This is a genomic window from Amycolatopsis sp. DSM 110486 (genome assembly GCF_019468465.1).
Classification (GTDB): domain Bacteria; phylum Actinomycetota; class Actinomycetes; order Mycobacteriales; family Pseudonocardiaceae; genus Amycolatopsis.
Map to the genome: position 1 here is coordinate 466745 of NZ_CP080519.1, position 26631 is coordinate 493375.

The following is a 26631-nucleotide window of genomic DNA, read 5'->3' on the forward strand; positions in this document are numbered from 1 at the left end:
TCAGTGCGGCCGTGAGAGGTCGCCGGGCCGGAAACCTTCCAGCGTCGAGCTGACGAGCCCGTCGAACTGGTCCTTGTCCTCACGCGGGTAGACCCAGCGCAACGCGGCCATCGAGGCGGATCCCGTGAACCCGCGTTCGTAGAAGATCTTGCCGTCGCCCTGGTAGCCGGAAACCGAGTACCGGTCGCCCTCGACCTTCTGGTAGGTCACTCGCCCGCCGCCCGCTTCCACCTCGGCGGCCGCGCCGGCCAGCGCCTGGGCCGCGGACTGGTTCGAGTTGGCGCCCCACACCGTCAGCGTCGCGTCGACATCGGAGTTGGTGAACGTCATCCCGTCCCCGTTCGCCGGGGCGTACGGGGTCGCGAGGTAGCTCTCGGAGATCAGCGCGGTGAAACCGAACCGGGGGTTCGTGTACGTGGGCCCCTCCGCAGACTGTCCCGTAGAGGGCACAGAGGACGTCGACGGCGTCGGGGAGAGCGAGGGCGAAGCCGGTGGCGGCGAGGCGGGCGCCGGCTTGCCGAGCATCGTCAGGAACTTCGGCTGCATCAGGTCGCCGACCTCGGCGTACGGCAAGGTCACGGTCTCCTGCCCGTCCGCCGTGCTGGCGCCGAGTTCATACCACAGGATCTCGAACTGGACCCCGGTCTCGGTGAACCCGAAGTCGGCGCCCGGCACGTGGTCGCCGCCTGCGGTGCTGTTCGCGGCGTCGATGTCCACCTTCCGGCCCTCCTCGCCGACCCCCGGCTCGCGGCGGAACCCGTACTGGGTGTGCGGTTCGAGCCGTTGGGTGAGCGTCTTCATCCCGGCCGCGGTCAGCACTTCGGGCCGGAACACCTCCCGGGGGCCGAGGATCTGCCCCGTACCGAGGTCGACAGTCGTCGTTTCGGGGAACCGCCAGGTCGGGTGCGACAGCACGGCCGAGTCGAGATCATGCTGGTACCGCACGGAAAGCAGTCTCGGCGTCTGCAGCAGGATCCGCGCCGTCGTGTGCGCCGCGGCCGTGTCGCCGGCCTCCTGGAACCGGTCGCGATTGCCGGCCACCCCGTCACGAATCGCCTTCAGCCGCTTGTCGACCGGGGCGCGCAACGCCTCGTTGATCCGTTGCCGGACCGCGGGATCGGGGCCGCCGGACACCTGCGGGAACTGGAGGTCGTAGGTGACCGGCATGGCCTGGTCCCGCCCCGACGTGGTCTGCAGGCTGACGGTGAGCGCCGCCGCTTGCGCGGGCGGATCGTCGTGGTTGCCGAAAATCGCCACTCCCCCGGCGACCAGCGCGCCGACGATCAGCACCGCGGCGGCGATCTTGCCGGCGATCACCGCGGTCGCGCCCACCCCGGTCCCCGTGGCCGGCACCCCGCCCCCGACCCCACCCCCGACCCCGGCCGCCACGGCGCCGGCGCCGACCGGTGCGGCGGCCGTGCCGGCGGTGGCCAGCAACGCCAAGGGCGTCAACGCCGTCAACGCGGCGGCCGACGCGGCCAGACGCTTCCAGCCGCGTTTCTCCCAGTTCTTCCCGTAGGCCTTGCGGGCGACGATCTCCAGCTCCGCCACGAAAGCATCAGCCCGGGCCGGCCGCCACGCCGGATCCTTCGCCATCCCTCGCGCGATCAAGGGGCGCAACGCCTCGGGCACCGCCTCCACGGGCACCGGTGCTGCTTGGTGCAGCGAGCGCAGCCCTTCGGTCGTGTCCGCCCGGAACGGCACCTGTCCGGTGACGCACTGGTAGAACACGCAGGTCGCCGCGTACACGTCGGTGGCGGGCACCCCGGGCTGCCCGGACCACTGCTCCGGCGCCATGTACGACGGTGAACCGGCCGTCAGCCCGTTGTGGCCGTCCAAAGTGGCGAGTCCGAAGTCGACCAGCTTCGACTCGCCTTCGCGGGACACCAGCACGTTTCCCGGTTTGTAGTCCCGGTGGACCACCCCGGCCGCGTGGGCGTCGGCGAGGCCGAGCAGCGAGCCCTTCAGAATGGCCAGCGCGGACTCGGGGGCCAGCACGTTCTCCGTCGCCAGCAGCGCGCGCAGCGACACACCGGGCACGGCCTCCATGACCAGGGCGGCGCCGTCCGGCGTCTCCACGAAGTCGAAGAGCCGGACCACGTGCGGGCTCCGCACGCCCGACAACAGCCATGCCTCGCGCCGGAACCCGTCCGCGATCCCCGCGTCGGCGAGGTACTCCGCGCGCAGATACTTGATCGCCGCCATCCGCCCCGAGGCCTCGTGCTTGGCCAGCACGACCCGCCCGAAGCCGCCGATGCCGAGCACGTCCACCTCGGTGAACCCGGGCACGCGCCAGGTGTCGCTCATCCCCGCCGATTTCCCCTCACGGTCACGACCTTCCCTCGCGAATCGCGGAGGTCATCAGACCACGGCCAGGGGATCCGCACTACCGGAATGTGGCATTTTGTGCGAAGTCGTCACACTCGCGTGGCCGCGGGCCCCGCGCTCCACGTCGGCCGCAGATCAGGCCTGCGTCGGCTCCTCGGCCCGTGCCGCGGCGTAGGTGCGCACCGGGTTGGCCCGGCCGAAGTGAGCGATGGCGAAGGCCGCGGTCGCGAGCCCTCCGATCATCAGCGCGAGCACGGGACCGGCCGCCGCCGCGACGCCACCGATCACGGTGTCGCCCAGAGCAGGGCCGCCGCGTGAGGCCATCTGGTAGATCGCGGAAACCCGCCCGCGCAACGAATCCGGCGTCTCGAGCTGCACCGCCGCCTGCCGGATCGTCGTGGCCATCGCGTCGAACGCGCCGAGCAGCAGGCAGGCGACCAGCGCGACGACGAGCCCGGCGGACCAGGCGAGCAGGACGGCACTAAGGCCGTACGCGATCGTCGAAGCGAGGAGGACCTTGCCGAGCCGCTTGCTGCGGGCGACCACCCGGAAGACCGTGTACGTCGCGATGAGAGCTCCCGCCGACGGTGCTGCCGAGAGCAGCCCGTACGCCGTGGCGCCCAGGTGGAATCGGTCGATCGCCAGCGTGGGCAGGAGGACCCGGTAGGCCGCGAAGACCGTCGCCACCAGGTCGAGCAGCACCATTTGCCACACGATCCGTCTCCCCAGGACGAACCGGACGCCCTCCACGAACTGCTCGCGCAGCGTGATGTGCTCGCCCGACCCCGGCAGGTGCGGGATCCGGAGCAGCGCCAGGGTGACCATCAGCAGGAGGTAGGTCACCGCGTCGACGGCGTACATCAGGCCTGGCCCGCTGACGGCGATGAGCACACCGGAGAGCGCGGGGCCGAGGAGCACGGCGAGCTCTCGGGAAGGGTTGAGCAACGCGAAGGCCTGCGGCAGCTGCGCCCGTGGGACCAGGGCCGGGATCAGGGCTTGGCGGGCGGGCTGGTCGAAACTGGCCGCCGCGGTGGTGAGCACGACCGAGCCGACCACCTGCACGACGTCGACGTGGCCGGCGAAGCTCGTCGCCGCGAGCGCGAGCGCCACGACCATGGCCACGGCCTGCGACCACTGGAGGAGCTTGCGCCGGTCCACCCGGTCCGCGTAGACGCCGGCCAGGGGACTGAGCACCACCAGCGCCACGACCTGCGCGGCTCCCACCAGCCCGGTTTGCGCCACCGAACCGGAGAGCTCGTAGACCTGGTAAAGGTTGGCCGCGATCGTTCCCCGGCTGCCGATCTGCGAGAGGACGACGCCGCCCCAGTAGAAATCGAAGTCGCGGTTGCGCAGGACCTCGGCGACCTTCATGCCCGCCATAATGCCTGATGGTATGACCAAAAGTCCACGCTTGCCGCAGGGCCCCCGGCGGACCACAATGCGAAAGGTAAAATGGTCCGGCCAATCTGGAGGCTCGGTGTCGACGAAGACCACGACGAAGACCACCCACTATCACCAGCAGAAAGCCCGGCGGGCGAAGTTCCTCGAAGACTGGCGCGACAACCACCGCACGGTCATCCGCGGTGAGGACGTCAAACTCGAGCAGACCGCGCGAGGCATGCGCACCGGCGTCTACATGGGTGAGGACGGCGACAATCCGACCCGCTCCATCGACGCCCTCGTGCACGAGGTCGACCACGGCGTCGTCACCACGATCCACCGGCACTCCTGGGACGCCATGGTGCTCGGCGTCGGCGGCCGGGGCTGGCTCGAGGTCGACGGCGAGCGGGTGACCGTCGCCCCCGGCGACTCGGCCCACATCCCGGCGTGGGCGTGGCACCGCTCGGGCAACGACGGCGACGAGACGTTCCGCTACCTCACGTTCTCCAGCGAGCCGCTGCTCGCCACGATGGGCATGTCGGTCCTCGACGACCGCGGTCACGAGCCGTTCGAGAACCTCCCGGGCCGGCCCGAGTTCAGCGCTCCCGACGTGCAGGGAGACGACGCGTACGCCCGTCGTCTGCGCCGTCTCGGCAAGGAGCAGCAGAAGCGCCGCAGCGGTCGGCTCCACACCGACTGGGACGAGCTCGAGATGCTCAACACCCCGCGCGGCACCCGCACGACCTTCCTCCTCGACCGCGCCATCGGGTACCAGGCTTCCGGTATCACGATGGCGATGTTCGAGATCGGCCAGGGCCGCCGGCAGTCGATGCACCGGCACGCCGGCGAGGCCTGGCTGTACGTGCTCGAAGGCGAGGGCCACTCCTACCTCGGCACCGAACCCGAGGGCGGGGAGAACCACCCGTGGAAGAAGGGCGACCTGATCGTGGTCGACCACTTCCTGTGGCACCAGCACTTCAACGACTCCGCGGAGAACACCGCGCGGGTCGTGCGCATCCACATGTTCGACAGCCTGCTCGAGACGATGCGGGCGCTGATGGATCCCGCGGTGCTCTTCGAAGAGCCGCCGGACCACATCCGCGATGCCCAGGCCGGCGACGTCAACACGGTCGTGTGGCCCGCCCTCGACCGGCCGTCCTGGCCGTGAGCGAGCGGACGCTCCCGCCCGGAGTCGTCGGACTGCACGCGCTCCCCTCGGACCACCACGACGGGCCGTGGGACTCGATGATCGTGCCGGCGGGCACCAAGGAGAGGCTGCTCGGCACCGCGCTGCTCGTCCTGCGGCAGGGCCGGTTGCTGAGCGGGCTCTCCGGCGCGCCGCACGGCCTGATCGTGCTGGCCGGCCCTCCGGGTACGGGAAAGACGACGCTCGCGCAGGGGCTCGCGCAGGCCGCCGCACGGAAAATGGCCCCGCGTGGCGCCACGACGCTGGTCGAGGTCGACCCGCACGCGTTCCCGAGCGACATGCTCGGCGAAAGCCAGCGGGCCGTCTCGCGGCTGTTCCTCGACACCCTGCCCGAGATCGCCGCGCGGAGACCCCACACCGTGGTGCTGATCGACGAGGTCGAAGCTCTGGCCGTACGCCGGAGTTCGGCGTCGTTCGAGACCAACCCGGTCGACGTGCACCGCGCGACGGACGCTGTGCTGTCCGGTCTCGACCAGCTTCGCGCGCAGTGCCCGCACCTGGTTCTCGTGGCCACGACCAACTTCGTCGACGCGGTCGACGAGGCGGTGCTCTCGCGGGCCGATCTGGTCATGAACACCACGCTGCCCGACGACGAGGTCATCGAGCAGATCGTGGCGTCGTCGCTGGCCGAGCTGGCCGAGCAGTGGCCCGGCCTGACGCCGCTCGCCCGGGACGCCGATCTCCGCGCGGAGCTGGCCAAAGGCCTGCGGGGTCTCGACGGCCGGCGGGTCCGCAAGTCGATCCTCGCCGCGCTCACAGTGCGCACCGAGGTCGCGCTCGACCCGAACCTGCTCACCGCCGACGACCTGCGCCACGCGACGCAGCTCGACGGCTGACGCCCTGCGACGGACGAACGCGCGGTGCCGGGTCGACGACCGACCCGGCACCGCGCGTTTCCCGTGCGCTGTCTACTTGCTCCCGAACGCCTTGTCCACAAAGGACGAGTCGATCAGCGACGCGAGGTCGACCTTGTCGACCCCGTTCACCGAGCCCTCCAGCGACTGCTGGGACGACTTGAGCTGGTCCACCGTTGCCACCGGGGGGTCGGTGAGGACCTCGCCGGCGTAGTACTTCCAGGTCGCGTCGAGCGCGCGCTGGTCGGTGACCCCGAGGTGGGCGCCCAGGATCTTCGTCGAATACGCCTCGTCGGAGCGCTCGCGGTCGAACCCCTTCTTGAGGCCGGCCATGAACTTCCCGACGACGTCCGGGTGGTCCTTGAGGTACTCGGACGTGCTGGAGATGCCCACGTTGATGTTGGGGATCTTCTCCTTGGCCATGTCGATCACCATGTGCAGCCCGGCGTCCTCGAACTTGAGGCTGGCCGGCGGGTGCGTGGCGGAGGCGTCGATGGTCTTGGCCAGCAGCGCGTTGTTGACGTTCGTCACCGAACCCAGCGGCACCAGGTTCACGTCGGTCGGGTTGATGCCCAGCTTCTTCAGCGCTTGCAGAGTGCCGATGTACTGGGAGCCGCTCTTCGTGGTGTAGCCGATCTTCTTGCCCTTCAGCTGTGCGGCGGTCGGCACGTTCGCGTAGATCTGGTACGGAAGCACCGGGGTGAGCGCGGCCAGCACCTTCACGTCACCGCCCGCCGCGGTGCCGGCCACGATCTGGGAACCACCCATCGAGGCGAGCTGCGTCTGGCCGGCGATGAGCGCCGGGTACCCCTGGTTGCTGTCGAGCTTGATGAGCTTGACGTCGAGCCCTTGCTCCTTGAAGTAGCCGGCTTCCGAAGCGATCCACAGGGGCAGCTCGTCAGCGACCTCTTCGCTGTAGCTGACGGTGATGACACCGCCGGCTCCGGCGTCCGACGAACCGCCGCAGGCCGTGAGAGACGACGTCGCGAGCGCCACGGAAATGGCGACGCCGAAGGCGCCAGACTTGAACTTCATTGTTCTGTCCTTCTGGGGATGGGCGGGGACGGGAAACGTCAGTCGTTGCTCAGGCGCCAGGCCGCGTAGTGGTTCTCCACCCGGCGCAGCAGCGCCGTGAGAATCACTCCGGCCGCGGCGAAGATGAACAGGCCGGCGAAGACCGTGGCAGTCTGGAACTGCTGGCCGGCGGTGTTCATCGTCATGCCGACACCGTGCTGCGCGCCGCTGAGCTCGGCCACGAAGACACCGATCAGCGCCTGGCCCACCGCGAGCCGCATCCCGCTGGCGATGAAGGGGACGGTGCCGGGCAGGGCCACGGTGCGGAACAGCTGGAGGTCGCTCGCCCCGAAACACCGCGCTACGCGCACGGTTCCTTGTTCGAGCGACTGGACGCCCTGCGCGGTGTTGATGAGCACCGGGAAAAGCGCCATCAGGAAGACGATCGCGATCTTCGAAGAACTGCCGATGCCGAGCCAGATGATCAGCAGGGGCGTCAGCGCGATGCGCGGCGTGGCGTAGAGGAAGTTGACGAAGGGGTTGAGCGCCCAGGCGATGCGCTTGTACCAGCCGATCAGCAGCCCCACCGGCAGCCCGATCACCACCGCCAGCGCGAGGCCGGCGAGCAGTTCCTGGGCGCTGGTCCACAGGTCGATCCAGATCTGCCCACCTTGGATCATCGCCCCGAAGGCGTTGATGACGTCGACCGGCCCGGGCAAGATCAGCTGCGGCTGGATCCGCAGCAGCGCGATGATCTCCCAGACGACGAGCACGACGACGACGGCGCCGACGCCGAACAGGCGTTGCTCGCTGAGCCACGACGGCAGCCGGCGGCGGGCCGCCTGGCCCGCGCGAGGGCTCCGGCGCGCCGGCCGGGACTCGATTCGCGAGGCCGGCCTTGGCGAAGAGGTGACGCTCATCGGGCTCCCTCCCCGGCACCGGCTTTGGCGCCGTAGAGCACATCGGCGATCTCGTCCCGCAGCTGCGCGAACTCGCGCGTCCGCCGGATCTCGTGCGACCGCGGGCGAGCCCACGGCACCGTGATCTCCTTGACGATGCGACCGGGCCGCGGGCTGAACACGCACACCCGGTCCGCGAGGAACGCGGCCTCGGTGATGTCGTGGGTGACGAACAGCGCCGTCACGTCGCGTGCGGCGCAAACCCTGAGCAGTTCGACCTGGAGCACCTCACGAGTCTGGGCGTCGATCGCGGCGAACGGCTCGTCGAGCAAGAGGATCTCCGGCTCGACCGCGAGCGCGCGGGCAAGGTTGACCCTGGCCTGCATGCCACCGGAGAGCTGCGCCGGGTACTGCTGCCCCACGCCGGCGAGTCCGACCAGCTCCAGCAGCTCGTCGGCGCGCTGCTTGGCCGCCGGCTTCTTGACTTTTTTCGTGAGCTCGAGGCCGTAGCTGACGTTCGCCTGAACGGTCCGCCACGGCAGCAAGTTGGCGTGCTGGAACACCATCGCCCGGTCGGGCCCCGGACCGGGGATCGGCCGCCCGTCGAGCTCCAGATCGCCCTCGGCGAGCTGGACGAACCCGGCGACCGCGTTGAGCAACGTGGTCTTGCCGCAGCCGGAAGGCCCGACGAGGCAGACGAAATCCCCCCGCCCCAAGGTCAGGTCGCACTGCTCGACGGCCGTCGTCACCTCTTTCGACCCAGGCTTGGCGTAGTCGATGGCGACACCCCGGGCCTCGAGGTGTGCGATCCCGCCCGTGGCCCCCACATCGATGTGCGCAGCATCACGGCCTGCCGTTCTGGACAGTGCCGGCTTGTCTCGGCTCAGCATGGAGGGGAGCGTAGGACTAATTGTCAGTCCAAAGCAATGGTCCAACTGAGTTTTCTGGCCAGGTCGTGACCGGCCGGAGCAGCGCGGCCGTCCCTGACCAGGGCTAGTGCCGTAAGGTCAGACCATTGACTGTTAAACTACGGTGCATTTCCGGCATCGACCATGACGAGGTGGAGACATGGCTGCAACAGGGCGCGGTGCGAAGGACGACCTCTTCAGCCGCGTGAGCACCTCGCGGGTGTCGCAGGTCATCGTGGACCAGATCAAGGTCCTGATCCGCGACGGTTCTCTCATCCCCGGCGACCGGCTGCCGAGCGAGCGCGATCTGTGCCAGCGCTTCGGCGTGAGCCGGGTGACCGTGCGTGAGGCACTTCGCGTACTGGAAGCCACCGGACTCGTCACCATCCGGGTCGGCGCCCACGGCGGCGCCTTCCTGACCGCGCCGAGCACGGACCGCGTCGGCGAGGGTCTGGCCGATCTCCTTTCGATGTCCGTGCTCACAGCCGGCGAGGTGACCGAGGCGCGCAAGATCGTCGAGATCGGCGCCCTCCCCCTGATCGTCGAGCGGGCGACCGACGAGGACATCGACGCGCTGTTCAAGCTCGTCGAGGAGGGGCAGACCGCCGTCGACGAGGGCGTGCACGCGGTGGACATCTCGGCGCGGTTCCACATCCGGCTCGCCGAATGCGCCCACAACACCGCGCTGACGATGCTGATCCAGAGCTTCCACGGCCCGCTCCTCATGTCCCTGCGGGAGGCCCGCGAGCAGGCCCCCATCATGGGCGCGCGCGGGACCGGCGAACACCGGGAGCTCGCCGAGGCCATCCGCAACCGCGATCTCGCGGCCGCTCAGCGGGTCATGAGCGAACACATCGCCCGGACCGCGCAACGCGTGTCGCACGAGGCCGAGTAGCACCGGGAAAACCCGCGCCACCCTCGGAAACACCCCTCGCACCGGACGCCGTCTTCCGCTAAGGTCCAATGGACTAGCCAATGGAGGAGTAATGGCGGTGAAGGGAAGCAGCACCCTCGTGGTGGGCGCGAGCCAAGCGGGAGTGGAGCTGGCCGCCTCGCTGCGCAAACTCGGTGCTTCGGGACCGATTACGTTGCTCGGCGGGGAAAACCGGCTGCCCTACCAGCGGCCCCCGCTCTCCAAGGCGTTCCTCAAGGGGGAACTGCCCGAGGAGCGGCTGGCACTGCGCGGCCGGGACTTCTACGAGGCTCAGCGGATCGAGCTCGTCCGAGGTGAATGGATCGACGAGATCACCCTCACCGATCCCGAGCTCGGTGAGGGCTTCGCGGTCACGCGGTCCGGTCGGACGGTGGAGTTCGACCGGCTCGCCCTGGCCACCGGAGGCACGCCACGCCGCCTCCGGATCCCCGGGAGTGAGCTCGCCGGCGTCCACTACCTGCGCGATGTCGACGACGCGATGGCGCTGCGACACGACCTCGCGGCCGCCCGCGACGTCGTGGTCATCGGCGGGGGCTTCGTGGGGCTCGAGGCCGCCGCGGCCGCCACCACCGCCGGCCGGAACGTCACCGTGGTCGAAGCGGCCGACCGGTTGCTCGCCCGCGCCGTCGCGCCGCAGATGTCGGGCTTCTACCTCGCCGCGCACCGGCGGCGCGGCACCGAAATCGTGCTGTCGACCGGCGTGACCGAACTCCTCGGCCGCGACCGGGTGACGGGTGTCGGGCTCTCGGACGGCCGCACCATTCCCGCCGACGTCGTGGTCGTCGGGATCGGCCTGGTGCCCCACACCGAACTCGCGGAGCAGATCGGGCTCGCCTGCGCCGGCGGGATCATGGTCGACGAGTCCGCCCGGACCAGCACCCCCAGTGTGGTCGCCGCGGGCGACTGCACGATCGTCGCGCACCCCGACCACGGCGCCCTCCGCCTCGAGTCCGTACCCAACGCCATCGCGCAGGCGAAGACGGCGGCCGCGAGCCTGCTCGGCCTGGCCGCTCCCGCGCCCGGGATCCCGTGGTTCTGGTCCGACCAGGCCGATCTGAAACTGCAGATCGCCGGGATCAGCAGCGGCTACGACGAGACCGTGCTACGGGGCGACCCCGGCAGTGAACGGTTCTCGCTCTTCTACTATCGCGGCGGGCGCCTCATCGCGATCGACGCCGTCAACGCACCACGCGACTACATGGCCGTGCGCAAGCTGCTCGAGGCCGGCCGCACCGTCCCGCAGCACGTCGCGGCCGACACCGAGGTGGCGCTGAAGGAATTCCTGCGCGCGGCTTGACGAGTCAGATGACGAAGGACTCCGTCGACTCCGGCGCGAACAGTTCTTCCGCGGTGCGCAGGCGAGCCGAGAGCCCCTGCTCGTGGTGGTAGCGGAGGAACACGTCGAGCACGTGCCGGTTGGCGTCCAGCCCGTAGGACCAGTAGTCGGGGCCGAGCAGGCTCCGCGCGTCCTCCAGGTGCTGGTTGAGCCACGGCTCCATGAACCGCAGTGCCGAGGCATCGTAGATCCGCGCGTACGCCTCGTTCTTGGCCGCTGTGAACGCTTTCGTCAGGGACTGCGCGACCCACGGGTGCCGCTCGTAGACCTCGCGGCGCAGGGCGACCACGTGCATGATCGGGAAAATCCCGGTCTCCGCGTAGTACTCCTTCTCCGCCGCGACAGTGTCGGGGAAGAGCCGGGCGACGCGACCGTCGCCGGCGACGTACGAGCTCGGGATCCGCGGACTCTGCAGCGCGTCGATCTCGCCGGTGGCCAGCATGTCCGAAAGCGTCCGGCCCGCCGGGATCGACTGGACGTCGAAGCGGGTCGAGACGGCACCCTTTTCGATCCGCCCCGGCGTTTCCTGGCCACCGGTGAGGTAGGTGACCGAGTCGAGTGGCACGTCGTACGCGTCGGCGAGGATGCCGCGGATCCAGACGCCCGCGGTGAGCTGGAACTCGGGCGTGCCGATGCGTTTGCCGACGAGATCGGCCGGTTTCTCGATGCCCGCCGCGGTGTTGATGAAGACGCCGCCGTGGCGGAACATCCTCGACGTGAACACCGGCAGCGCGACGAACGGCGCCGGGTCGCGGTCGAGCGAGGCGACGTAGGTCGACAGCGACATCTCCGAAGCGTCGAACTCGCCGTGGCGCAGCATGCGGAAGAACGTCTCCTCGACCGGGAGCCGCAGGTACGTCAGGTCGATGCCGTCGGGCCGGATCGACCCGTCTTCGAGGGCGCGCGTGCGGTCGTAGTCGCCGCACGCGAATGTCAGGTCCAGTCGGCTCATCGGGTCACCTTCCTGCGGCGGCGAGCCGCCGGTCGAGCCGGGGGTAGACCCGGCGAGCGTTGTTCTCGTACACCGCCGCCAGGTCCTCGCCGGCGAGCCCGGCGCGGTCGACGTACTGCAACGTGTCGTCCCAGGCGATGCCGGTTTCCGGGTCCGCCCCGCGCACCGCGCCGAGCATCTCGGACGCGAAGAGCACGTTCTTCGCGGGCAGGACATCGAGCAGCAGGTCGATGCCGGGCTGGTGGTAGACGCACGTGTCGAAGAAGACGTTCGGCAGGAGCTCGGCCGGGTCGCGCCAGCCGTTGCGCATCGCCAGGCCCCGGTAGCGTCCCCAGTGGTAGGGCACCGCTCCCCCGCCGTGCGGGATCACCAGTCGCAGACCGGGAAACCGGTCGAAGAGCTTCGACTCGAGCAGCTGGGTGAAGACGCTGGTGTCGGCGTTGAGGTAGTGCGCTCCGAGCGTGTGGTGGTTCGCGTTGCACGCCGTCGAGACGTGCACCATCGCGGGCACGTCCAGCTCGGTCAGGACCTCGTAGACACCGAACCACGACTCGTCGGTGATCGGCTTGCCCGCCCAGGTGCCGGACGGGTCCGGGTTCAGGTTGACGCCCACGAAACCGAGTTCGCCGACGGTCCGGCGGATCTCGGCCGTGACGCCGCCGAGATTGCCTTCAGGCGTCTGCGGAAGCTGCGCGACCGGGGCGAAGTGCTCGGGGTAGAGCTCGGCGACGCGGTGGACGAGGTCGTTGGACGCGCGCGCCCAGGCGTTCGCCACGCCGGCGTCGGGCACGTGGTGTTCCATACCGGATGCTTTGGGAGAGAACAACGTCAGGTCGCCGCCACGCTCCCGCAGCACACGCAGCTGGTTACCCTCGACGCTCTCGCGCAGCTCGTCGTCGGTCACCGGCGCCAGTGCCGCCCGCTCACCGTCGAGCTGGGCGTCGCGGAACTGTTTCAACGCCGGCGGGGCTGTCGTGTAGTGACCGTGGATGTCGATGATCACCGGTCGCGCACCTCCTTGAGGTACGCGTCGTGCTCCACGTACCGCAGGCCCTTGCGGGCGAGGCGCTCGCGCATCGAGTTGACGTCAAGGCCCAGCTCTCCCGCCGCGTAGCGGGCCCGCAGGCGCGCTTCCTTGTCCTCCCGCGCAGCCGACGCCGCGAGGATCTCGTCCGCGTCGGCGCGGCGCACGACCACCACCCCGTCGTCGTCGGCGACGATCACGTCACCCGGCTCGACGAGCCGGCCACCGCAGACGACGGGGATGTTCACCGAGCCGAGGGTTTCCTTGACCGTGCCCTCGGCGGACACGGCCCGGGACCAGACGGGGAACGGCAGCTCGCGCAGCTCGGCGATGTCGCGGCAGCCGGCGTCGATGACCAGGCCCCGCACCCCACGCGCCTTGAGCGAGGTCGCCAGCAGCTCGCCGAAGTAGCCCGCGTCCGACGGCGACGTCGGAGCGACGACGAGCACGTCACCGGGCTGACTCTGCTCCACGGCCACGTGGATCATCCAGTTGTCGCACGGCGCCACGCTCACCGTCACCGCCGTGCCCGCCACGTGCGCACCCGGGTAGATCGGGTTCAGCGTGGACGCCATCAGCCCGGTGCGGCCCTGAGCTTCGTGAATGGTCGCGACCCCGAACCGGCCCAGGCCGTCACGCGTCTCCGGGCCGGTTCGCGGCGGGTTCGTGACGACGATCCCGCTCATCGGACGACCGCCCCACCGGCCTGGCCGACCAGCGAGGGCATCAGGGAGATGTGGATCGCGTCCTCGTCGGTCTCGCCGGCGAGCACGCGGATGGCGTGGTCGACCTGGTCGATGCCGTAGCGGTGGGTCGCCAGCTTCTCCAGCGGGAAGCGGCGCGAGGCGAGCTGGTCCACGGCGAGCTCGCAGGCGCGGAACGAGTGCCCGCGCGCGGACTTGATCGTGATCGCCTTCTCGGTGACCTTCTTGACCGGAAAGTCCGGGAACGCGGCCAGCTCACCCTGGATGAGGAGCGTGCCTTCGCGACGCTTGAGGACGTCGACGCCGAGCAGGACCGGCGCGGTGCCGGCGCGCGAAGTGCAGTCGAGCACGATGTCGACGCCGCGGCCGCCGGTGAGGTCCATGATCTTCTCGCGGGGGTCCTCGGTGACCACGTCGATGACCTCGTCCGCGCCGAGTTCCTTCGCGAGGTCGAAGCGGTGCTTGTCGCGCGTGGTGCCCGACACCAGGATCTGGGCGGCACCGGCGGTCTTGGCCGCGACCAGCTGCGCGAGGCCCTGCTGGCCCGGGCCCTGGATCAGCACGGTGTCGGCGTATCCGACGCCGGCGGTGAGCAGCGCCCACTCGATGCCGTTGGACAGCGGCATGACCATGCCGGCGAGCTCGGGCGTGACCGTGTCGGGGACCTTGTGCAGCACGGAGTTCCACGGCAGGTACATGTATTCGCTGAACCCGCCCCACAGCGTGCCGGGGTTTTCCGCGGAGGTGTAGCCGAACCGCCGGCCGTCGGGGTTGGTGCGCCAGTCCGTCGCCTCGCAGTGCCGGTACTCGCCGAGGCGGCACCAGTCGCAGTTGAAGCAGCCGACGTAGTGCTCGACGAACACCCGATCGCCTTCGGAAAGGCCGTGGCGTCGCTTGAACCGCGCCCCGGCCTGTGCGATGACGCCGACGTTCTCGTGGCCCATGATCACCCGGCCCTGGATCACCGCGGGCGGATTGGCGTACATCTTCACGTCCGTCCCGCAGATCCCCGCGACCTCCACCTGCAGCAGGGCGGAGTCCTCGTCGATCGACGGGAGCCGGAATTCCTGCATCTCCGTCGTGCTCGCCGCGACGCGGACGGCCGCCTGCACAGTCTGGACCATCGAATCTCCCTCGTTGGCAGAATGGACAGCCCAATATACCATCAGCGAGGTAGTCCACCAGACGAAGCGAGGAGCCGCATGGCCGAGCACCTGCTGACCGTGACGCGTACCCAGGGCAACAACCGCGCGCTGACCGACGGCGAGGTCGTCCCTGCCGGGTTTCCCTTGGCGTTCAGGGAAGAACCAGTGCTCGTCAACGGGTTCCGGCGGATGGTCCGAGAGCTCGCCTACGACGTCTGCGAGATGGCGCTGACGACCTATCTCACCGCGCGTGAGCACGGCGTGGGCTTCACCGCGCTCCCCGTCTTCCTGGTCCGCGGGTTCCACCACGGCGCGGTCCTCGTACGGAAGGACTCCGGCATCACCGAGCCTGGGCAGCTGGCCGGGAAACGCGTCGGCGTCGGCCGCGGCTACACGGTGACCACCGGCGTCTGGGCGCGCGCGATCATGGCGCTCGAACACGGCCTCGATCTCGACTCGGTGACCTGGGTCCTCAGCGGTGACGAGCACGTGGAGTCCTACCGTCCGCCCGCGAACGTCGAGCCGGCCGGATCCGGGAAGAAGCTCGAGGACATGTTGCTGGCCGGAAAACTGGACGCGGTCGTCAACGCCAAAGTGGACTCTCCCGAGGTCGTGCCCCTGATCGCCGAACCGGTCGAGGCAGGGTTCGCCGCGCTGCGCGAACGCGGCTTCTACCCCATCAACCACCTCGTCGTCGTCAAGGACGAGGTCCTCGACGCGCACCCGGACGTCGCGAAGGCCGTGTTCGACGCGTTCGCCGAGTCCAAGCGCAACTACGTCGAGCAGCTGCGGGCCGGCGTCGTCGAAACCGCCGACGACCGGATGTACGCGCGGGTGATGGCCGAGACCGGCACCACCGACCCGCTCCCCTACGGCATCGAACCCAACCGCGCGATCCTCGAACTCCTGGCCGAACAGGCGGCGGCGCAACACATCCTGACGAAACCGGTGGACGTCGAGTCGATGTTCGCCCCCGCGACGCGCGAACTGGTGGGCTGAGCCATGCGCATCGCGATCGCCGCCGACCACCACGGCGTGAACCTCAAGCAGCGCCTCACCACCTGGCTCACCGACCACGGTCACGAGGTGGACGACCGCGGCTCGCACAGCGCGACGGACACCGTCGACTACCCACCGCTGTGCGCCGACGTGAGCCGGCGGGTCGCCGACGGCCGCGCCGACGCCGGCCTCGTGCTCGGCGGCAGCGGACAGGGCGAAGTCATCGCCTGCAACAAGATCCGCGGCGTGCGCGCGGGACTCGGGCACACCACGTTCATGGTGGAGATCTCGCGCGGCAACAACAACGCCAACGTGCTCGTGATCGGCACGAAGGTCATCTCGGACGACGAAGCGGAACGACTGCTCGCACTGTGGCTGTCGACTCCGTTCAAGGGCGGCCGGCACCAGGACCGGATCGACCAGATCACCGCGCTGGAAGCCTGATTTCCGGCCGGAACGCGACGGCGGTCGGCACCTCTGCGCCGATCGCGTCGGCCACGTCCAGCCCGCTCACGTGGGCGAGCAGCATGCGCAGCGAGTTGCCGTGCGCGACCACGAGCACTGACCGGCCCGATTCCAGCAGCGGCAGCAACTCTTCGAGCCAATACGGCCGCAACCGCTCGTGGAGCATCTGGAGGCTCTCGCCGCCGGGAGGCAGACCGGCCGGCGAACGCCGCCAGCAGGCGACCGCTTCGGCACCGAACCGCGCCCGCGCGTCGGCCCGCCGAAGTCCTTGCAGCGCACCGTAATGCCGCTCGACGAGAGCCGGGTGGTACTCGGCCGCGACGGTCGGCGAGAGCCGGCTCCTGACGATCGCGGCGGTGTCTGCGGCGCGGGCCAGCGGCGAGCAGTGCACGATGTCCGGGACCCAGCCGGCCAGTCCTTCCGCGGCGGCTCGCGCTTCGAGGGCGCCGGCCGGCGTCAGCGGCACGTCGAGGTGCCCGGCGAACAGGTCCCCGGCGTTGGCGGTGCTCTCACCGTGGCGCAGCAGGACGAGCGGAGTCACCGGTCGTGCCCGCGGAGGAACTCCAGAACTCGCGCGGGCGCGGTCTCGGCCGTCTGCTCGGAAACCGGAACGTCCCAGTATTCGTGCACCGGCAGGCACTCCTGGAGGTAGCGCGCGGCCGAAGGGGCGTGCGAGCTGTCCTGCCCCGGCACGATCAACGCGGGCACGTCGCAGGTCATCAGGTCCTCCGGCTCCACGCCCGGAACGGTGTCGCGGTCGAAGAGGCCGCGCACGGAGCCGGTCACGAGCAGGTCGTAGCGCGCCGGGTCGAAGGCCGCGTACGCCTTCGCGAAGGCTTCGTCGCTGCGCAGCGGCGCGGCCCACGGACCCACCCGCGGGTCGGTGCTGAAGCCGGCGGTCGTCGACCGGGCCAGGTCGACGACGGCCGGCAGCCCGTGCTCGGCGACGTAGGCGAGGTGCCGCACGAACCGGCGGTGCTGCGCCATCCGGTAGCGGGGCCCGCCGGCCGGCGAGAACAGGACCATGCTGCGCACGCGTTCCGGTGCCGCGACGGCGAGCGCCGCGGCGGTCGAGCAGCCGACGCAGCCGCCCATGGTGTGCGCCGCGTCGATGCCGAGGTGGTCGAGCAGCCCGAGCGCCTGGCGGACGTAGACCGGCCACTCCAGCCGCTCGATGCGGCCACCCGAGCGCCCCGATTCACGTCGGTCGAAGACGACGCAGGTGTATTCGGGAGCGAAGGCGTCGACGAAGCCGAGTTCACGGTAGCGCCCGAAGCCGGTCCAATTGTCCAAACTGGAATCGAAGCCGCCCGGACTGAACATCAGCAGCGGCGGGCCGTCACCGACGGTCTGGTAACGCGTAGCGATCCCGTCCAGCACGGCCACGGGCATGCTCGTACTCCTCAGCTCTGCGGCACCTTGATGCCACCGCGGATCTGCCGGCCGCCCCGGATGTCCGCGGCGCATTCGGTCAGCGCGTCGAACGTGATCCGCGCGACGTTGGCGTAGGTGTCGATCTCTTTGTCGACGTTGGCGGCGTTGTAGCCGATGGCCGCGGTGGCCATGCGGATGCGCCCGTCGAGCCACGGACCGCCCCCGAACCCACCGAGTACGGGGATCGACACCGCGTCCACCACCGCCGGCCCCACCACCGGGCCGGAGTTGGTGAAGTTGAGCGCGACGGCTCCCGCCGACTCGAGCCGCTTGGCCTCCGCGACCAGCTCGTCGAGCATCCCGTCGGGCACCTGCGCGACGCTGGCCGCCGAGTATTCGATGCCGTACTTCAGGGCCGTCTGCGGCGTGATCCCGAACTGCGCGAAGACCGGAATGCCCGCCCTGGTCACCGCCTCGACCGCTTCCGGGAAGTCGGCGGCCCCGTCGAGCTTCACCAGGTCGACGCCCGCCTCCTTGACCAGCCTGATCGACGCGTCGACCGCACTGGCCGCGCCCTGCTGCAGCGGGCCGAACGGGAAGTCGCAGCTGAGCAGCGCTCGCCGGACTCCCCGCCGAGCCGCCTTCGCGACGACGAGCACCTCGTCGAAGGTGATCTCGAGCGGATGCGGCTGCCCCCAGAGGTTGACCCCGACGGTGTCGCCAACCGAGACGATGTCCACGCCGACCCGGTCGGCGATGCGCGCCATCTGGTAATCCCAGGCGACGATGCAGACGCTCTTCTCGCCACGCGCCTTCATCGCCTGCAGAGCCGGGATGGTGACCTTGCCGGCCGGATCGCTCTGGGGGCTCATGCGCGCGTCGCTTTCAGCAGTTCCAACAGATCGTCCTCTTCGGCGGGCACCAAGAGGATCCGGGCGTGCGGACGCAGCGAGAACAGTGCCTCGTTCGCGACTCCGTCGGAGGTCACGACCAGGCCGGCCGTCATGATCCCGCGCACCGTGCAGGCCGCACCGATGGTGGCCGCCGCCTCCGCGTTCTCACCGGTGGTCGAAACCAGCACGACGGTGTTGCTGTCGCGCAGCTCATCGGTGAGCGCCACCCGGTCGCCGGTCATGGTGACCAGCTCGTCACCGGCGCCGGAAGCCGAGTAGAACCGCGCCTGAGCCCACTCCTCGGCGGCCGCTCGCCCGACGATGTCCTTCGCCGCTTCGTCCAGCGCCACCACCCGCGTGTTGCGGGCGGCGGACAACGGGTAGTCGATCCGGAAAGCCGCTTCCTCGGCGGTCGCCGCGCGGGCACAACTGCTGACCAAGCCACGTTGCAACACTGCGTTCCTCGCCGTCTCAGACCGTGGTCTGCCGCACGCCCGGCTTGGCGACCATCGCCTCGCCGATGCCGTCCACAAAGGACTGGTCGGCGGGCAGCACGACCGCGACCGAGCGCACCTTCTGGTCCTGGGCCCGGTTGCCTGCCGGCTCGACCCCGTCCTCGGCCAGCGCGAGCGCGGCCTTGCGCAGCTTCTGGCGCGCCTTGATGATGCCCGCGTCGGTGGCGACGAGCCGCTCCTTGGTCCGGTCGACGATCGGCCCCATCGACTCCTGAAGCGACGAGTCCTGCAGCGCGATGCCCTTGATGCCGGAGTAGGTCTCGCCGCGCCGCTGCGCGTCGCGGTCCATGAGGTAGTCGTTGTCCTTGTTCGCGAGCGGCCGGTAGTTCTCGTCGTTCGCGCTGTGCACGCCCAGACCTGCCCGCATGGCCGACACCTCTTCGCTGTCGAGCTGGCGGGTCGGGTGGTAGTCGAAGCTCCAGGCCCAGCAGTTCTCGTCGTCGATCGGCACCCAGAAGTGGCCGTGCATCGGGTGGTCGGCGCGCGGCGGGACCATGGTGAAGTTCGGCAGCACCCACGGCGTCACGCGCCAGTAGTAGTGCCCTTCCTCCGCGCTGCGGCGAGCGGCGATGAGCAGGCCGCCCTCGTAGTCGACGACCTCGAAGAACGGCTTCAGGTCCGCGCGGTTGTAGGCGTTTCCCTTGGAGCCCTTGAAGAGCGGGTCGCTGTCGAGGCTGCCGGAGTGCAGGAAGGTGACGTGGCTGGAGTCGATGCCGCCTTCGAGCGCCTGCAGCCAGTTGCACTCCTGAAAGCGCTTCGACGTGAAGGCCTGCCCCTCCGGAACGGTCACGAACTCCCACTCCGGCAGCGGCGGCTGCGTCTCCGGATCACCGAAGTAGGCCCACAGCACGTCGCCGCGCTTGACCATCGGGTAGGACTTGAGCTTGACGTTGGCGCAGAAGTTGCTGGTCTCGGGCTCGCTCGGAACCTCGATCGCCTGACCGGTGTAGTCGTACTTCCAGCCGTGGTACGGGCAGCGCAGGCCGCCGGCCTCGTTGCGGCCGAACCAGAGCGAGACGCCGCGGTGCGCGCAGAACTCGTCCATCAGGCCGTAGCGGCCCTCCGAGTCGCGGAAGGCGATCAGCCGCTCCGAAAGGATCTTGACCCGCACCGGCGGGCAGTCGTCGGCGGGCAGCTCCTCGGCCAGCAGAACGGGCTGCCAGAAGCGCCGGAACAGGGCGCCCATCTTGGTGCCCGGCCCGGTCTGCGTCAGCAGTTCGTTGATCTCTGTTCGGAGCACGCTGAAGTCCTTTCGCACCGGCGATCGCGAAGCCGTTATAGGATTGAATATCAGACCATTGAACCACTGGCAATGGCGAGTTCTCCGCGCCGAGGTCAGACGACCTGCTCTCCGGGCACGTCGACGGTGAGCCCGTCGAGCCGCGGCGTCACCTCGATCTGGCACGAGAGGCGGCTCCCGGCCCGCCGGTCGCCGATCGCGAGGTCGAGGAGGTCGTCCTCCATGTCACCGACTTCGCCGACCTGATCCAGATACTCCTCGCGCACCCATACGTGGCAGGTGCCGCACGAAAGGCAGCCCCCGCACTCGCCGATGATCCCCGGCACCCCCGCGCGCACGGCCGCGCTCATGACGCTCTCCCCCACGGAGGCGTCGACCGCCCGCTCCTCGCCGGCGTCGTCGACGTACACGACCTTCGGCATGTCCACTCCTAGCCGCTGACTAATGGACTTACCAATATACCGGTTGATCCCGGGGGCGCAAGACGCCAGGAGAGCCACAGACAACCAAAAAAGCCCAAGTCGGTGACTTGGGCTTTTTTGCTCTCCGCCAGGACTCGAACCGGGAACCCCAGTCAAGCGCCGACTTCGCTTGGGCCGACAGCCGGGGAGCCTGCCGGTTCGGCGAGCCGGTGAAACACCTCGGCGAGCTTCTCCGGCTGAGACAGGAGGCTTTCCGCAACCAGCTGGTCAACCGCTTCGCGGACGACCTCGGGCGCGCAGGCACCGAACAGGACCTTGGGTGCATGCTCCGCCGGCAACGTGTACACGCCCTTGCCGAAGTCCCGGCGCTGGTACCGCGCGGCCAGCGACGACCGGAACTCCGGCCGCGCGGTGAGGTCGGCCAGGATTTGGCCGTCTCCCGGCACGAACGCGCACAGGAACACCAGCCGCGCGATCCGGTCGGGCACCTGCTCCGCGACCTGGGCGACGGTCAGCCCGCCCATGCTGTGCCCGACCAGCACCACCGGCCGAGCGGCCGCCTCGACGCGTTCCCGCACCGTCGCGACGCAATCGTCGAGCGTCACGGTCTCGATCGCCTGGCCGCCGTCACGGCCGGGCAGGTTCACCGCGTCCACGGTGTGCCCCGCCGCCTCGAGCAGCGGGACGATCTTCTCCCAGCACGAGGCCTGGTACCAAGCTCCGTGCACGAGCACGAAATGCGCTCCGGCGTTCTTCACGTTCCTCCTCGTCTCGCCGCGTTCGCCGTCGAAACCGGCGACCCGGTCCGGCTCCTCAGGTGAAGCCGGACCGGTTCTCCTCAGTCCACCACCGCGGGTTCGGGCACTCCGGGCCGGAGCTCTCCGGCGGCCAGCCGGGCGGCGACGCGCGCCGCGTCGCGGCCAGGGCGGATGAAGACGATGGCGAGGACGCCCGAGATCACCAGGAGCACCGCCAGGATCAGCCACGAGGTCTGCAGGCCCGACACCTCGCACTGGGCCGAGGCGATCCGGCCGGTGAGCGCCGGGGCGATCACGCCGGCCAGCGAGTACACCGCGCCATACGCGCCGAGGACACCGGCGCGCTGGGTGATCGGCGTGATCTCGGCACACACCGTTTGCGACACCGCGAAGATCACCACCGCCAGCACACTGAGGCAGCTGAACACCAGCTTCCCCACCACGCCCGGAACGAGCACGAACGCCGCTGCCGAGGCGCCCGAGACGAGGAGGCACACGCCGGAAACCGTGCCCCGCACGTGCCGGGTCGACACGCCGCGGCGGATCATCGCCTTCATGAGCGCGCCGAGTCCGATGTAGACCACGACGATCGCGAAGCCCTGCTTCACCGCGATGAACGCGCTCGCCTGCCCCAGCGAGAGGCCCAGCGAGTCTTGCAGGTACAGCGGCGCGAACGCCGCGTCCTGCCGCGGCGCCGGCCGCTCGGCGGCCGAACACGTCGAGATCAGCGCCGCCGCGGCGGCGCTGATCTCGGACGAGCTGTGAACCACTGGCTTGCCGAAGCCGTCAAGGGGGCTGCGAGCCGCTTTTACGTCCCCACGGGTGACCGGTCTAGTACTGCAGCGAGGGGTAGGCGGCCAGGTCCCCACGGCCTTCCGGAGTCAGGTCGAGCGCGCCGAAGATCGGCGAGATCGCGTCCACGGCGCTGGAATCGCCGCGGGCGAAGACCTGCTCGCTCGTCCACCGGTGGTGAATGCCGTCCTCGTCCTTGGTGAACACGTGCAGAAGCGGGATCTGCACGCCGTCCGGGGTTTCCGCGTGGTAGTCGCGGTTGAAGGTGTTGTTCTTCGACGACACCGCGCGGATGGTGCGCCAGTGGCGTTCCCGGGCGTAGGCGCCGAGCCGATCGGCGTCGGCCTTGGCCACGACCACGAGGTTGACCCGCTCGGCGAGGTGGAAGGCCGCACCCTCGAGCCCGTCCACGATCGAGGTGCACGACGGGCACGGCTGTTCGACCAGCGGCAGTTCGGCGGTCTTGCCCTCCGCCGCTCCCGCTCGCGGGTCGTCCGCCCAGCGCGGGAACATCATGTTGTAGACGACCAGTGTGTTCCGGTCCGGCTCGAACAGCTCCGAGAACCTCACCGGAGCACCGTCCACTCCGGACTCGAAGACGTAATTCTCGGCGATGGTTCCGCCCACCGGCAGCGAACGGCGCTGTGCCGAGACCTGCTCGGCCAGCAGCTTGAGCTGCGCCTCGGATTCCAGCAGCCGATCCCGCGCCTCGCGGTATTCGCTCGACTCACCAGGGAATCGGACGCCCGCGTCGCGAAGGATCTCCGACCACTTCTTCATGTCACGCGGACCGCCCACGAGGGCCATGACTGCCGTCCTTTCCGTGGCTCCACGCCCGCTCCACAGGCGCGTCGCCGAGATAGTTCGTTGACCAGACTCTCTGGGGCCATTAGAGCACGACGAGATGGTTCGGTCAACGAACTCTCCCTGCTAGCATGAACGTATGGCCCTCCCCAAGTACTACGCGGCTCAGCAGTGCTCCCTGGCGCGCAGCCTCGAGATCGTCGGCGAACGCTGGACGCTGCTGATCGTGCGCGACGCCTTTTTCGGGGTGCGCCGCTTCGGAGATTTCCTGGCCCACCTGGGCATGTCTCGCGCCGTGCTGACCGAGCGCCTCGAAGGCCTGCTCGAGACCGGCGTACTGGCGGAGACGCCCGGCAGCCACGGTTACCGCGAATACGTCCTGACCGGCAAAGGGGTGGACCTGTGGCCGGTCGTCCGCGACTTGCTCGCCTGGGGCAACGAGCACTGCTCGGAGAACGGCCCGCGCCGGGTGTTCCGGCACGTGCCGGATTCCGGACTCCTCGCGCCGGACGGGTCGTGCACGGCGTGCGGCCGCACGGTCGCCCCAGCCGACCTCGTCGTCCTTCCCGGCCCCGGCTACGACGATCACGCCGACGACTTCGTCAGCGAAGCGCTCTCCGAAGCGCACCGCTTGCTGGAGCCCCTCCGCACTCGGTGATTCCGGCCGCACATTCGCACGGCCCGCCGGAGGTGACCCGGCCCGGCAACCGGGTCTCCAGGTCGAAGACGGCGTCGTCGTGGTCGGACGTCGCCGGGTCGAGGATCCAGATGTTGTTGTCGTAGGGGTGGAAGCCGAGGGAGGCCCAGATTCTGCGGGCGCGGCAGGGCACCCGGCCGCGGGTGTTCACGGACGGCGCCACGGCGATCAGGCGGGGCTCGGCACACAGCCATTGCAGCAGCCGGCTCGTGAGGAGCCTGCCGACGCCGCCGGAACCGCGCCACGCCGGCGCGAGCACCACGTGTCCGATGAGGACGACGTGGCTGCCCGACGCCGTGATCGACCCGTCGAGCGCTTCGGAGAGCCGGCCGTACCCTGAACCGTCCGGCTCGCCGAAGAGCACGCCGAACGCGGTGAAGCCGCGGTGGGAGCCCAGTTCGCCGACGACGTCGCCCGCGTTCTGGAGGTCGACGAGGAGCCCGCCTGCTTCGAAGAACGTGCCTGTCACGCTGCCGTCGGCCGCACGGCACTCCGACAGGAACGCCCCCTCGGCATCAGCCCGGTCCGCCAACGCGATCGTCACGCTCGCCTCGCCCGACCACACCGCCACACCGGAGCTGCTCAACGTGTCACCGGTCAGGGACGTGGTCGTGCCGACGGTCATCCGCGCGCGGCCGAGCAGATCGGCGAGGCCGGGCGGTGAGCTCGGGGTCACGAGAGGTTGCGGGCGAGGTCGATGGCCCGGCCGAGATTGTCCAGCTTCTCCGCAACGGTCGCGCCCGCCGGATAGAACCGCACAGTCGTGATACCGCGGTCCCGCCAGGCGGTGAGCCGCTCCCGCACCATGTGCTCGGTGCCGATCAGCGTGGTCGAGAAGATCATGTCGTCGGTGATCAGGGCGGTGGCATCCGCGTGCCGCCCCGCCTGCCAGAGCTCCCGGACCTCGGCTGCGATTTCCGACCAGCCTTGACGGCTGTACGCGCTGTTGTAGAAGTTCGTGGTGGCCGAGCCCATGCCGCCGAGGCTGAAGGCGAGATCCTTCTTGCGCGTCGCGGCGACTGCGGCGAGCTGTCCTTCGTCCTCGACGAAGTGCACCTCGGCTCCCTGGCAGAGATCGATTTCGGCGAGCGTCCGCCCTCCGCGCGCAGCCCCGGCGCTCAGCGCGTCGAGGTAGGCGGAAGCACCTTCGGGCACGAAGCTGCTGCCCAGCCAGCCGTCCGCGATCTCACCGGCCAGCTCCAGCATCTTCGGCATCAACGCTGCGACGTAGATCGGAATGTCCGGGTTCGCCGGCAGCGAGGTGCGCATCGGAACCCCCTCGCCGCCTGCACGCGGCACGGAAAAGACTTCTCCGCTGTGCTTGATCTTGACGCCGGCGAACACCTGCCGGACGATGTCGATCGTTTCCCGCATCCGGCGCAGCGGCCGGTCGAACGGCACCCCGTGCATGCCCTCCACGACCTGCGGGCCCGAGCTTCCCAGGCCGAGCACGAACCGGCCGCCGGACAGGTCCGCGAGCGTCATCGCCGTCATCGCGATGAGCGTCGGGGTGCGCGTCGCCAGCTGGATCGTGCCGCTGCCGAGGGTCATGCGGTTGGTCCGCGCCGCCAGGTACCCGAGCGGCGAGGGCGCGTCCGAACCCCAGGCCTCCGAGATCCAGCAGACGTCGAGGCCGAGCTTTTCCGCCTCCACGGCCAGCGTGACGTTGTCCTGCCACGAACCGACCAGCGCTTCGATCGTCGTCGCCGTGCGCATCAGCGCGCTCCCTCCGCCAGCTCCTTGATGAGGCGCAGGTTCGACTCCAGCCCGGCCTGGAATTCCCCGATCCGGTTGGCGACGATCTTCTCCTCCTTGTGCGGCAGACGGTCGATCGCGTGGTTGAGGCCGGATCGGCCCGGGCCCATCTGCCCCCACTGGCTCAGCTCGGTGCCCACCGCGCACGGTTCGACGGAGAAACCCCAGACCGACGACGGTCGCACGTCCTGGCCGGCGTTGACCTCCCACGTGAACGCGGAGTTCGGCTTGAACTCGATCACCGTCGAAGTCGATTCCCACTCGCCCAGCGCTTCGTGGAAGCTGCGCCCGCGGAACCTCGTGCCGACGCCGGGTTCGCCCGCACCGTCGAGCCAGGTCACTTCCAGCAGCTCTTCACTGAGTTTCACCATCAGGTGGATGTCGCTGACAAGAGCCCAGACCGCTTCGGTGGTGGCGTTGATTTGGACAGTGGCCCGGGCAGTCGGAAGATCGGCATACATCATCGGAGCCGCTCCTTGATCGAATTGTCAATGAGTTCTATTATAGAACTTACAAGCTGCGTCCACAATGCAGCGAAACCCGCCGAGTTTCTGCGACTTCTCTTCGCTCGTACCAATCCGCTCCACAAAAAGGGCCCGCCATCGCGTGTCGCGATGGCGGGCCCCGGGCCGGGGTTCGTGGTGAGCCCGGATCAGGAGGCGAATCGCCTCCCCTTCTGCCGGACGTACGGGGCATCGCGCCCTTCGACGGTCCGCCCGGTGAACGGCTCGCCGCAGTGCGAGCACGTCTCGACCGCGTGGGCGTCGTGGCCGCACGTGGTGTGGTGCAGCAGCACCGGGGGCCCGTCGGGGCCGGTCGCCCACGCATCGCCCCAGTTCAGCAGCGCCATGATGATCGGGAACAGGTCCTTGCCCTTGCGGGTGAGGTGGTACTCGTACCGAGGCGGGTTCTCCTGGTACGCCCGCTTCTCGACCACGCCGTTGCGGATCAGTCCTTCGAGGCGCTCGGTGAGGATGTTCCGGGAGATGCCCAGATCTTCCTGCAGCTCCTCGAACCGGTTGTGCCCTTTGAACCCGAACAGGTCGCGGACGATGAGCAACGTCCACCACTCGCCGACGACCTCGAGCGTCTGGGCGATCGAACAGTCGAAATCAGCAAAGCTCTTCCTGCGCATGATGCAACTATACCTCGGACGAGACCAGTACTGAAGGGTGTAAAAATCGCTGTGCTCGGGGCGTGAATGCGTGCACTGTCAGCGCTTCCGCCGCCCG

Annotated in this window: 29 protein-coding genes; 7 read left to right on the plus strand and 22 right to left on the minus strand. The window is 69.5% G+C overall.

What is annotated here, in order from left to right:
• Together K1T34_RS02310 and K1T34_RS02315 are read right to left on the minus strand one after the other, a co-directional pair.
• Positions 1-2307: a protein kinase gene (locus tag K1T34_RS02310; RefSeq protein WP_220242648.1), complete on the minus strand. Its 2307-nt coding sequence runs from the start codon at positions 2305-2307 to the stop codon at positions 1-3.
• 156 nt (positions 2308-2463) lie between these two features.
• A complete protein-coding gene (locus tag K1T34_RS02315; RefSeq protein ID WP_220242649.1) occupies positions 2464-3708 on the minus strand; it encodes an MFS transporter in 1245 nt (414 codons plus the stop codon).
• A 97-nt stretch (positions 3709-3805) separates the two neighbouring features.
• On the opposite strand from K1T34_RS02315, the gene K1T34_RS02320 reads away from it, so the two are divergent.
• The gene (locus tag K1T34_RS02320) at positions 3806-4876 is read left to right on the plus strand and encodes a cupin domain-containing protein (RefSeq protein WP_220242650.1); all 1071 of its coding nucleotides are present in this window, start codon (positions 3806-3808) and stop codon (positions 4874-4876) included.
• Entirely contained in the window at positions 4873-5751 is an 879-nt protein-coding gene (locus K1T34_RS02325) for an AAA family ATPase (protein ID WP_220242651.1), read from the plus strand. Before K1T34_RS02320 ends, K1T34_RS02325 begins: the two co-directional genes overlap by 4 nt.
• A gap of 72 nt (positions 5752-5823) precedes the next feature.
• On the opposite strand, the gene K1T34_RS02330 is transcribed toward K1T34_RS02325, so the two are convergent.
• From K1T34_RS02330 to K1T34_RS02340, 3 genes are read right to left on the minus strand one after another with little or no spacing between them, the layout of a single operon-like run.
• Complete coding sequence (locus tag K1T34_RS02330; protein WP_220242652.1) at positions 5824-6804, minus strand: ABC transporter substrate-binding protein; 981 nt, start codon at positions 6802-6804, stop codon at positions 5824-5826.
• Between the two features lie 38 nt (positions 6805-6842).
• Positions 6843-7703: an ABC transporter permease gene (locus K1T34_RS02335; RefSeq protein ID WP_220242653.1), complete on the minus strand. Its 861-nt coding sequence runs from the start codon at positions 7701-7703 to the stop codon at positions 6843-6845.
• Positions 7700-8572 carry an ABC transporter ATP-binding protein gene (locus K1T34_RS02340; RefSeq protein ID WP_220242654.1) on the minus strand — a complete coding sequence of 291 codons (873 nt, stop codon included), beginning with the start codon at positions 8570-8572 and terminating at the stop codon, positions 7700-7702. The genes K1T34_RS02335 and K1T34_RS02340 overlap by 4 nt, the downstream gene beginning before the upstream one ends.
• A gap of 178 nt (positions 8573-8750) precedes the next feature.
• On the opposite strand from K1T34_RS02340, the gene K1T34_RS02345 reads away from it, so the two are divergent.
• Complete coding sequence (locus tag K1T34_RS02345; protein ID WP_220242655.1) at positions 8751-9485, plus strand: FadR/GntR family transcriptional regulator; 735 nt, start codon at positions 8751-8753, stop codon at positions 9483-9485.
• A gap of 97 nt (positions 9486-9582) precedes the next feature.
• A complete protein-coding gene (locus K1T34_RS02350) occupies positions 9583-10821 on the plus strand; it encodes an NAD(P)/FAD-dependent oxidoreductase (RefSeq protein ID WP_255638254.1) in 1239 nt (412 codons plus the stop codon).
• A gap of 4 nt (positions 10822-10825) precedes the next feature.
• Here the strand turns inward: K1T34_RS02350 and K1T34_RS02355 are convergent, their stop codons facing one another.
• The 4 genes from K1T34_RS02355 to K1T34_RS02370 are packed head-to-tail and all read right to left on the minus strand — an operon-like array spanning position 10826 to position 14664.
• Entirely contained in the window at positions 10826-11812 is a 987-nt protein-coding gene (locus K1T34_RS02355; RefSeq protein ID WP_220242657.1) for an ABC transporter substrate-binding protein, read from the minus strand.
• Positions 11813-11816: 4 nt separating this feature from the next.
• Positions 11817-12815 (minus strand): amidohydrolase family protein, encoded by a 999-nt coding sequence (locus K1T34_RS02360; protein WP_220242658.1) that lies wholly within the window; start codon positions 12813-12815, stop codon positions 11817-11819.
• Positions 12812-13522 carry a 4-carboxy-4-hydroxy-2-oxoadipate aldolase/oxaloacetate decarboxylase gene (locus tag K1T34_RS02365; protein ID WP_220242659.1) on the minus strand — a complete coding sequence of 237 codons (711 nt, stop codon included), beginning with the start codon at positions 13520-13522 and terminating at the stop codon, positions 12812-12814. The genes K1T34_RS02360 and K1T34_RS02365 overlap by 4 nt, the downstream gene beginning before the upstream one ends.
• The gene (locus tag K1T34_RS02370) at positions 13519-14664 is read right to left on the minus strand and encodes a zinc-binding dehydrogenase (RefSeq protein ID WP_220242660.1); all 1146 of its coding nucleotides are present in this window, start codon (positions 14662-14664) and stop codon (positions 13519-13521) included. The genes K1T34_RS02365 and K1T34_RS02370 overlap by 4 nt, the downstream gene beginning before the upstream one ends.
• Positions 14665-14742: 78 nt before the next feature.
• On the opposite strand from K1T34_RS02370, the gene K1T34_RS02375 reads away from it, so the two are divergent.
• Both K1T34_RS02375 and K1T34_RS02380 read left to right on the plus strand, forming a co-directional pair.
• Positions 14743-15684, plus strand: a complete 942-nt coding sequence (locus K1T34_RS02375; protein WP_220242661.1) for an ABC transporter substrate-binding protein — start codon at positions 14743-14745, stop codon at positions 15682-15684.
• 3 nt (positions 15685-15687) lie between these two features.
• Positions 15688-16128 (plus strand): RpiB/LacA/LacB family sugar-phosphate isomerase, encoded by a 441-nt coding sequence (locus tag K1T34_RS02380; RefSeq protein ID WP_220242662.1) that lies wholly within the window; start codon positions 15688-15690, stop codon positions 16126-16128.
• Here the strand turns inward: K1T34_RS02380 and K1T34_RS02385 are convergent.
• From K1T34_RS02385 to K1T34_RS02425, 9 genes are all read right to left on the minus strand, one after another.
• A complete protein-coding gene (locus tag K1T34_RS02385) occupies positions 16109-16690 on the minus strand; it encodes a 2,3-bisphosphoglycerate-dependent phosphoglycerate mutase (protein ID WP_220242663.1) in 582 nt (193 codons plus the stop codon). The genes K1T34_RS02380 and K1T34_RS02385 overlap by 20 nt on opposite strands.
• A complete protein-coding gene (locus tag K1T34_RS02390; protein ID WP_220242664.1) occupies positions 16687-17541 on the minus strand; it encodes an alpha/beta fold hydrolase in 855 nt (284 codons plus the stop codon). The genes K1T34_RS02385 and K1T34_RS02390 overlap by 4 nt, the downstream gene beginning before the upstream one ends.
• An 11-nt stretch (positions 17542-17552) precedes the next feature.
• Positions 17553-18395: a 3-methyl-2-oxobutanoate hydroxymethyltransferase gene (locus K1T34_RS02395; RefSeq protein WP_220242665.1), complete on the minus strand. Its 843-nt coding sequence runs from the start codon at positions 18393-18395 to the stop codon at positions 17553-17555.
• Entirely contained in the window at positions 18392-18868 is a 477-nt protein-coding gene (locus tag K1T34_RS02400) for a hypothetical protein (RefSeq protein WP_220242666.1), read from the minus strand. The genes K1T34_RS02395 and K1T34_RS02400 overlap by 4 nt, the downstream gene beginning before the upstream one ends.
• Positions 18869-18887: 19 nt before the next feature.
• Positions 18888-20171 (minus strand): Rieske 2Fe-2S domain-containing protein, encoded by a 1284-nt coding sequence (locus tag K1T34_RS02405; RefSeq protein WP_220242667.1) that lies wholly within the window; start codon positions 20169-20171, stop codon positions 18888-18890.
• 95 nt (positions 20172-20266) lie between these two features.
• Entirely contained in the window at positions 20267-20593 is a 327-nt protein-coding gene (locus K1T34_RS02410; protein ID WP_220242668.1) for a 2Fe-2S iron-sulfur cluster-binding protein, read from the minus strand.
• Positions 20594-20745: 152 nt separating this feature from the next.
• The gene (locus tag K1T34_RS02415; protein WP_220242669.1) at positions 20746-21351 is read right to left on the minus strand and encodes a triacylglycerol lipase; all 606 of its coding nucleotides are present in this window, start codon (positions 21349-21351) and stop codon (positions 20746-20748) included.
• 80 nt (positions 21352-21431) lie between these two features.
• Positions 21432-22121 carry an MFS transporter gene (locus K1T34_RS02420; RefSeq protein WP_220242670.1) on the minus strand — a complete coding sequence of 230 codons (690 nt, stop codon included), beginning with the start codon at positions 22119-22121 and terminating at the stop codon, positions 21432-21434.
• 61 nt (positions 22122-22182) lie between these two features.
• A complete protein-coding gene (locus K1T34_RS02425) occupies positions 22183-22950 on the minus strand; it encodes a DUF899 family protein (RefSeq protein WP_220242671.1) in 768 nt (255 codons plus the stop codon).
• Between the two features lie 136 nt (positions 22951-23086).
• On the opposite strand from K1T34_RS02425, the gene K1T34_RS02430 reads away from it, so the two are divergent.
• Positions 23087-23605: a helix-turn-helix domain-containing protein gene (locus K1T34_RS02430; protein WP_220242672.1), complete on the plus strand. Its 519-nt coding sequence runs from the start codon at positions 23087-23089 to the stop codon at positions 23603-23605.
• On the opposite strand, the gene K1T34_RS02435 is transcribed toward K1T34_RS02430, so the two are convergent.
• From K1T34_RS02435 to K1T34_RS02450, 4 genes are all read right to left on the minus strand, one after another.
• A complete protein-coding gene (locus K1T34_RS02435; RefSeq protein ID WP_220242673.1) occupies positions 23550-24320 on the minus strand; it encodes a hypothetical protein in 771 nt (256 codons plus the stop codon). The two genes, K1T34_RS02430 and K1T34_RS02435, sit on opposite strands and share 56 nt — an antisense overlap.
• Entirely contained in the window at positions 24317-25360 is a 1044-nt protein-coding gene (locus K1T34_RS02440; RefSeq protein WP_220242674.1) for an LLM class flavin-dependent oxidoreductase, read from the minus strand. Before K1T34_RS02440 ends, K1T34_RS02435 begins: the two co-directional genes overlap by 4 nt.
• The gene (locus K1T34_RS02445; RefSeq protein ID WP_220242675.1) at positions 25360-25863 is read right to left on the minus strand and encodes an SRPBCC family protein; all 504 of its coding nucleotides are present in this window, start codon (positions 25861-25863) and stop codon (positions 25360-25362) included. The genes K1T34_RS02440 and K1T34_RS02445 overlap by 1 nt, the downstream gene beginning before the upstream one ends.
• Before the next feature lie 188 nt (positions 25864-26051).
• Complete coding sequence (locus K1T34_RS02450; protein ID WP_220242676.1) at positions 26052-26534, minus strand: helix-turn-helix domain-containing protein; 483 nt, start codon at positions 26532-26534, stop codon at positions 26052-26054.
• Between the last annotated feature and the right edge of the window lie 97 nt (positions 26535-26631).